The organism is bacterium (assembly GCA_024228115.1).
Classification (GTDB): domain Bacteria; phylum Myxococcota_A; class UBA9160; order UBA9160; family UBA6930.
In genome coordinates this window covers 1-7,115 of record JAAETT010000224.1, presented here as the reverse complement: position 1 = coordinate 7,115, position 7,115 = coordinate 1, and the positions used below count along the sequence as shown (strand labels likewise).

At 64.1% G+C, this 7,115-nt stretch carries 6 protein-coding genes; 2 read left to right on the top strand and 4 right to left on the bottom strand.

What is annotated here, in order from left to right:
- Positions 1-673: hypothetical protein (locus GY937_10430; protein ID MCP5057126.1), on the bottom strand; the 673-nt coding region annotated here is incomplete at its 3' end.
- Positions 674-762: 89 nt separating this feature from the next.
- A complete protein-coding gene (locus tag GY937_10425) occupies positions 763-2,046 on the bottom strand; it encodes a family 1 glycosylhydrolase (GenBank protein ID MCP5057125.1) in 1,284 nt (427 codons plus the stop codon).
- 581 nt (positions 2,047-2,627) lie between these two features.
- Here GY937_10425 and GY937_10420 point away from each other — a divergent pair.
- Positions 2,628-3,413 carry a LamG domain-containing protein gene (locus GY937_10420; protein ID MCP5057124.1) on the top strand — a complete coding sequence of 262 codons (786 nt, stop codon included), beginning with the start codon at positions 2,628-2,630 and terminating at the stop codon, positions 3,411-3,413.
- Between the two features lie 100 nt (positions 3,414-3,513).
- Positions 3,514-3,687: a hypothetical protein gene (locus GY937_10415; GenBank protein ID MCP5057123.1), complete on the top strand. Its 174-nt coding sequence runs from the start codon at positions 3,514-3,516 to the stop codon at positions 3,685-3,687.
- Between the two features lie 355 nt (positions 3,688-4,042).
- On the opposite strand, the gene GY937_10410 is transcribed toward GY937_10415, so the two are convergent.
- Positions 4,043-6,301: a DUF3604 domain-containing protein gene (locus GY937_10410; GenBank protein ID MCP5057122.1), complete on the bottom strand. Its 2,259-nt coding sequence runs from the start codon at positions 6,299-6,301 to the stop codon at positions 4,043-4,045.
- A gap of 63 nt (positions 6,302-6,364) precedes the next feature.
- Positions 6,365-6,949 (bottom strand): helix-turn-helix transcriptional regulator, encoded by a 585-nt coding sequence (locus GY937_10405; protein ID MCP5057121.1) that lies wholly within the window; start codon positions 6,947-6,949, stop codon positions 6,365-6,367.
- Positions 6,950-7,115 lie beyond the last annotated feature (166 nt).

Sequence of the window (7,115 nt, the reverse complement as noted above, 5' to 3'; positions counted from 1 at the left end):
CCACTGGAAGGCGATGCCCGAACCGGCTTCGGAGATCCGCGAACACGCCCCGGAGAAAGCCTGCCGCATTGTGACTGTCGTGCACGTTCCCCGGCCGATTCCAGACGCGAAGGATCTGGCCGAGCTGGGCCAGGTGCGCTGTGAGCGGGTAGTAGGAAGGATCCTTCGGATGATGAGGGTTGAAGCCTCGCTCTGCACCGTCGACCTTGGCACCGGTCCGAAGGACCGTTCCATCGAGATCGATCGTCAGTCGAGCAAGGCGGCAACGCTCGACCTGGTCGTACACGAGTTCTCGGATCAGCTCCGACAGCTTCTCCAGCATCTGGGGGCTGAAGGCCTTCAGCCAGGCCACCACCGTGCGGTCGGAAGGCGTAAGATGCAGCCCCGCAAAGCGCAGCAAAATCGGATCGGTCCCGACGAACGCGAGATGCGTGACGCGTAGGCCTCCGATCACCAGAAGGCCGACCAACAGCATCATCATTCGCACGGCACCGTAGTCGCCATCGAGCGGGGTGTCTCGGAAGGCCGCGCGGACTCGACTTTGGAAGTCGATGGCAACCAAGAAGCGCCGAAACAGCTCCAGGCCGCCGTGGGAAGAAATCTTCTCCGCCGAGAACACGATGGGCAGATCGTTCTTGACGCGGGCCCGAATTCGGCTTCTACTTAGCCTCATGATTGTGGCTCCTCGGGGGCTCGGTGAAGTGTGGTAACTCCATCAAGCACACCGACGGGGCCACTTTCAATTTGAATCGACGACCACCCTCAAGAATCTCGGATCAGGGCTAGCAGCCGTGCGCTGGGCTTGGGTGTGCGTTCCTGGGTGTCGCGGTCGACGCCCACGATCCCGAAGCGCGGCTCGTAGCCGAAGAGCCACTCGAAGTTGTCGAGGAGCGACCAGGCGTAGTAGCCGCGTACGTCGATCCCGTCCTCCAGGCAGCGCACCAGGGCGGAGAGCGCCTCGCGGTAGTAGTCCACGCGCTGAGCGTCGTCGTCGGTGCCGATGCCGTTCTCGGTGACGATCACCGGCACGCGCGCCATCTCCGCCGCGTAGCGGATGGTTCCCTCCAGCGCCTGCGGCCAGTACTCGTAGCCCATCACCAGGACCGGGACGTCCTCCTCGGGCGGCAGCGGGCCTTCCGGCCCGAAGCGGGTGCGGCTGTAGGTCTGCACACCAACGAAGTCGTCCTCGCGAGCCGCCTCCAGAAAGGGCTCGAACGAAGATGCGCGTGCCTCCCTCAGCTTTTCCTCTCCGCCCGGGAGAGCGACGCAGTCCTGCATGGCGAGGGTCACGCCCACCGGGAAATCGCCAGGGCCGGCGCGCAGGACGTCCCGAGCCCGCAGGTGAGCGGCCAACATGGTGTCGCGGGTGCGCAGGGCATCGCTCAACAGGAAGGGTGAAAAGCGTTCGAGGTCGCTGCCACAACGTCGAGCCGCCTCGGCGGCGAAGGGCGCCAGCCGCTTCACGCCCTGGGGCGGCAGGATGCCCGCCGCGGACAGGGAGGCGGGCAGGTTCGGCTCGTTCAACGTGCAGGCCGTCCCGATCAAGTCGCCGAGGTGGGCAACGGCACGTTCGCAGAAGCGCGCAAAGCGCTCCGCGGTCACATCGCTCTCCCAGCCGCCGTCCGCCGTTACCCAGAGAGGGCTGGTGAAGTGGTGGAATGTCACGCAGGGCGAAAGGCCATGCTCGTGGCAGCAGGCCAGCAGACGCCGGTAGTGATCGAGGGCGGCAACCGAGAAGAGGCCCTCCTCCGGCTCGATCCGTGCCCACTCGATCGAGAAGCGGTAGGAGCCGAAGCCGAGCTCGGCGAGCAGGGCGATATCTTCGGGGTAGCGGTGCAACTGGTCGCAGGCGTCTCCCGAGGGCTCGCGGAAGGCCGTGCCCGGCGTGTTCTCCAGCAGCCAGAAATCGCTGTTCGTATTGTTGCCTTCCACCTGGTGGGCGGCGGTGGCCGCACCCCAGACGAAGTCGTCGCGAAAGGGAACGGCCACGTTAGAGGGCTTCGCGTCGAGAGAACGAGCGTCGAATGAGACCCATCCGCGGAACATAGCCGTCCTCCCGGTCGAGGATCCAGATTCGACTCGCTGTCAATCGTGCGCTTCACGGCGTCCACCACGGGCGTGGTCAACGACCAAGACGTGCTCTTCCCACGCACCGAGGCTATGACGGAGTGCCGAGGGGAGCACGTTGATCGCCCGCAAGGTCTAGCCCGACGAGGCCGTGCGCGATGGCGTACCAGGAACCCAATCCTGGTGGAGGGTGAACGATCTCCCCGGTTGGTCTTTGACGTCCGAGAAGCTCCAGGGTTGACCAATCGCTGGCGGATCTGTGGCCACGGCGACCGTTGGGCCATCCAGCCCCGGTGGTCGCAAGGGCTTCTCGACTGCCTACAGAAGATGCAACTAGCAGGCACAATGCTCAGTATGCCTGCGCGAACACTGAAGCAATCTGGGGCGGGAGCTTGCAGATCTACAGGACGAAGGGCTGCTAGCCGTGACTTGGAAGTGTGCACGAAAATTCTGCTTCCGATGATCTCGGCGAGCCGGTATGATGCACCGGATCCATACTGAAGCAGCCCCTATTCCTGGATGCTCAACTAGCTCATCCTGTGCTGACCGGAGATATTGCCTTGCGCACCATGACGCCGTTCCTTGGTATTCCGCATTACGTCATTCGTATCCTCGTTCTCCCCGTTGTCCTTCTTGGGAGTTCGGCCTCCGAAGCGTCCTTGATCGCCCATTGGACCGGTGACGGTACGACGCTCGATGCTTCGGGGAATTCGCACGACGGAACCCTCGTGAATGGCGCCACCTATGGTACCGGCGTGTTGGGTCAAGCGTTCTCGTTCGATGGTGTCAACGACTACGTCACGGTTCCCGGGAATGCTGCACTCGAGCCGTCCATCCTCAGTGTGGCCATGTGGGTAAACGCCTCAGCCACTGGCGGGATTCGGCTGCTGGCAGATTCCAGCCACGGAGGAACCGGAGGTGTCAACCAGAATGGCTGGGCCCTGCAACTGAACGGTGCCGGACAGCTTTCCTTCGCTTATGGGAACGGATCCGTCTTCCCTGAGGTCACATCCAGTACCGTCGTTGCCGATGGCACGTTTCATCATGTCGTGGCAATCCTGAACGGAACGACCATGCAGATCTTCGTCGACGGATCGAGCGACGGGACCGGGATCTACTCGGGAACACCAACCGATTCGACGGCCAATAGCGGCAACATCCGCCTGGGCGACCACTACCAACTATCCCGACCGCTGAATGGATTGCTGGATGACGTCCGCATCTACGACCACGCTCTGGGGCAGACCGAGGTTTCAGCCCTCTTCAACGTTCCGGAGCCGTCATCGTTGGTGCTTTCGGCTCTGAGCTTCCTGGTACTGGGCATGTCTCACCGGCGATCAGAGTAGAGCTGCCCTTCGCCTCTCGGGCCTGGCGGTTGATCTTTCGAGTTTCCATCGCTCATTGCTGTACGATGGGCTGGCAACGGGAATGCGTCCAGGAGCGCGTATGCCCGTCCCCCAGAACCAGGCCGATCTCGACGCAGACGTCGCGGTGCACACGCACAAAGCCGTGAGCGAGGATCCCGAAGCGCAGGAAGCCCCGGAGCTCCCGCTCGACGAACCGCTGCACAGGACGTTCGCGGGCCTGCGAGCAGCGAGGAAGGTCTCCAGTTCCGTTTGAACGGTGCCATGGAGGACGCCCTCCTCCGGTCGTCGCCGGCCGTAGGGCTTGCTCCGGCGGAGGCCGTTTCCGTGGAGAGAATAAGAGGCAACGGGTGGAAGTGCGGCCATGTTGCCAGACAATTTCCAGGTGCGTACCGGGCGCGCGCTGCATCGAGCACATGCGACGCGGCGATTCCGGGCAGAATCGCGTCCGCGCATTCACGCGCCGTCACCGGCACGGGTTGACGGTTCACAGGGGGACAGCGCGCCTGGCGAATGTCGCCGTCTGGATCGTGGCTTCTGGGGGCGACGAGGAGGAGCATACGGAAGCCGAGGCGTTGGAGCGGATCGACCTTCATTCACTCGCCGGCCAACTAGCCTCTGCCAGCGGCCTCCTTGGGCGGCCGAAGCCAGATTGGCGAGGACCACGCCCGCTCGCGGACATCCGCAAGACATTCGTCGGCAGGATCGAAATCCGGGCCTGAAGCCGGGCAGGCACGAGCCTTCAAGCAGCGTCCTCGCGCGTCCCTGTCGCAACGAACCGGGTCGCCGTTGATCGCGGGTGTCGGGGCCTGTAGAGCACGGACGTAGTACAGGAACTCCTGGGAACCGTCGTATTCCGGATCGCTGAACTCGAACTGGCAGCCCGCCTCTCCAGCCGTGCATTCGAAGGTGCGCCACGGGTCGTCGATCCGCTCCGGAATCGATTCATCACCCTGGATCTGCGGCCGGACCCGAACCACTTCGATGCGCTCGATCGGTACGCGCCGGTCGCTCGGGTGGTAGCACTCGCCGCGGCACAGGCGTTGGAGTCGTTCGGCAGACAAGCCTTGGGTGGTGGTTTCCGGACAGCCGGGCTTCTGCTCGAACGAGCCTGCCGCCCGCACCGTGAAGCTCGGCGCCTCGGCCGTGAAGACTTCGCTGCCCATGGGCGCGGAGCCGTTCGGGCCATTCTCCAGATCGAACCACAGGAGAATCCGAGGCCCGCTGGTCCCATAGGCCTGGCGGCGCTCGAGGGCATCGAAGATCTCGCCTCGACCTCGACTTGCGGCATGCACCGCCACCAAACCCGAGGTGTAGTAGAAGGATGCACCCCGCTCGAAGGTGGTCGCCAGCCCAGCCATGGCCGAGGGCTCCTCTGCCGGCTCTGGCGAGGCCGTCTGCTCCGGAGTGAGAAGATCCGTCCAGTCGTCTCGAAACCCGTAGGCATCACCGAAGGCTTTGCGTCCTACTTCTTTGTAGCCGGGCCCGGGTCTCGCTTTGTGGTTGTCGCTCGACCCAATCAAACCAAAGCGGAAGGCGCCCTCTTCGCTGCCCTGCTCAGGACGGCGCGAGGCCAACCCGTACTGGGCACTCATGTTGGGTCGATACTCGTAGGCCGCAAGAAACGTGCGAGGCTGGCCGCAGTCGAGCCAGTCGTTGGGGCGCGTCCCCTCGACGACGGAAAACGGGGAATGGTCGAGTGCGCTCTCACGGGCCTTCGCGATTCGCTCTTGGCAGCGTTCGGAATCCGGCTCCTCGCATCGCCCGCGGATGATCTCGCCTGCCTGCCAGCAACAGGGGAGGTAGTCGTCGGTCGGCGCGGCACAGCTCTTTTGCCCCGCCTCGTCGACGACGGCATCGACCATGGGCACGACGCGCTCGGATGCACCATGCCCCGAGTAGACCTCGAAGAGACGTTGCCGGGTTGAGTCGTTCTCGCCTGGTCGTAGCTGGTTGGCGAGATCTGAATCCACCGGTGCGTGGATTCCCCAGCTCGTACCGTGGGGGATCACCAGGCTGCGGAAACCCCAGTCTTCGAGTTTGCTGAAGAGTTCCTTCGGTGTTTCCGCTCCCTCGAGGCAATCCGCCGGAAGGTCCCGCACCGGAGTGTCCTTGGGACACGCCTCCATCGCGCGTACATCTCTCGCGAACGTATTGAAATCCATGTAGGGCTGAAGGTTTCCCAGGTCGCCTAATGTCATTCCGACGCGCAAGACTGCCCACGCGGCCGAAGGCACGGGCGCCGAGAAGAGGCCACCTTCGCCCGCACCAATGGGTCGCGTGGGGACCCGTTCGTCTTCGGTCTCCAGCAGGATCACGTTCTTGTGGCCATAGTGCCGACGACCGCCGCTGCTTTCGGGGGAATTCGCAGACTGGGTCCACTCCCAGCCCAGGAACGAGACCATGTCCGGGTTCTCCGGATCTCCAGCCACCGCGTTGCATTCCCGGATCGATTCCTTGGTCTCGGACCACTGCCACGGGGTGATGTACTCCGCGTGATCGTTGATGCTCCAGAAGTCGAGTTCGGAACAGAAGCGCGCGAAGTCGCAGGCATCGGCCGGGGGATGCACGCCTTCGCCCTGCATGAGGGGCAGGCTGAAGATGAAGGCATCGCCCGAGTACGTCGTGTGCACGTGGAGATCGCCGAACAAGATCTGGGCAGACGGGTCAGCCCGCAGCGACTCGGCGGTAGCACGACGTTCCTGGTCGCGGCTCGCGACGTGGGCGGCGGGGCGGGGCGTACTCGAAACCTCGCCGCGGGGATGACGTTCGCCGGTGACGCCCTCGGACAGCAGGGTGATGGCGCCGAAGATCAGCAGCAGAAGCAGGGCCAAGGGAAGCAGGATCCAGCGCAGTAGCCATCTGATCATCGACGGGTCACCTCACGGGGTGAGACGCTACCAGAGCGGCCGGGAAGGTGATCCCGACCGGGTTCAGTCGCGCGGAGCGCGAAGCCTGGAGCGAAACTCGCTGGGCGTCATCGCCGTCCAGCGGCGGAACGCCCGCGTGAAGTGGGAGGCATCGGTGTATCCAAGCTCGAGCGCGATGTCGGCCATCTTCGCGTCCGTCCGGATCATGCGTGAGCGGGAATACTCGAAGCGCATCTCATCGAGTAGCCGGCGCCACGACGAGCCCTCTTCGTGCAGCCACAGCCGCACGGTTCGGGGGCTCGCACCAGCGATCTCTGCGGCAAGGCCGATATCTAGCGGCACGCGACCGACCAGCGGCCCGAGCGCATGCTTCAGCCGGCCAGTAAATCCCTCCGAATCGGCGAGGACTTCGTCGTCCCCAACGCCTCCCGCAAGGACGCGCCTTCCCATCGGCTGTATCAGGAGTTCACGCGGCACGTGAATTCCGGTCGCGGGGCCTCCCCGGATGCTCTCGGCATCCGCCAGGAGTCCATGCTCCGCCGTCCAACCGGCTCCGGCAGAGCGGACCCAGACCTTTTCGGGCCGCCACCCGGGCTCCGCGCGCCGCACCACGCTGACGAAGAGCATCAGTGTGTACTGCTCTACCACATCGCTTCCGGCTCGCAGGTAGTGCTGGTGTTGGCGATCACGAGAAACCGTAGAAATCTGATCATCTAGCCGTGGTCGCGCGCGAGTGCTGGTTTCTCGTCAGAACGGCGAATCGGTGTCGGTCGGATCGGTGTCGAGTTCGCGATCGAGAGCCGCGAGGTAGTGT

Excerpts from the sequence above, each read along its gene's own strand:
- GY937_10425 (MCP5057125.1), bottom strand. The coding sequence starts at position 2,046 with ATGTTCCGCGGATGGGTCTCATTCGACGCTCGTTCTCTCGACGCGAAG.
- GY937_10415 (MCP5057123.1), top strand. The coding sequence starts at position 3,514 with ATGCCCGTCCCCCAGAACCAGGCCGATCTCGACGCAGACGTCGCGGTG.
- GY937_10410 (MCP5057122.1), bottom strand. The coding sequence starts at position 6,301 with ATGATCAGATGGCTACTGCGCTGGATCCTGCTTCCCTTGGCCCTGCTT.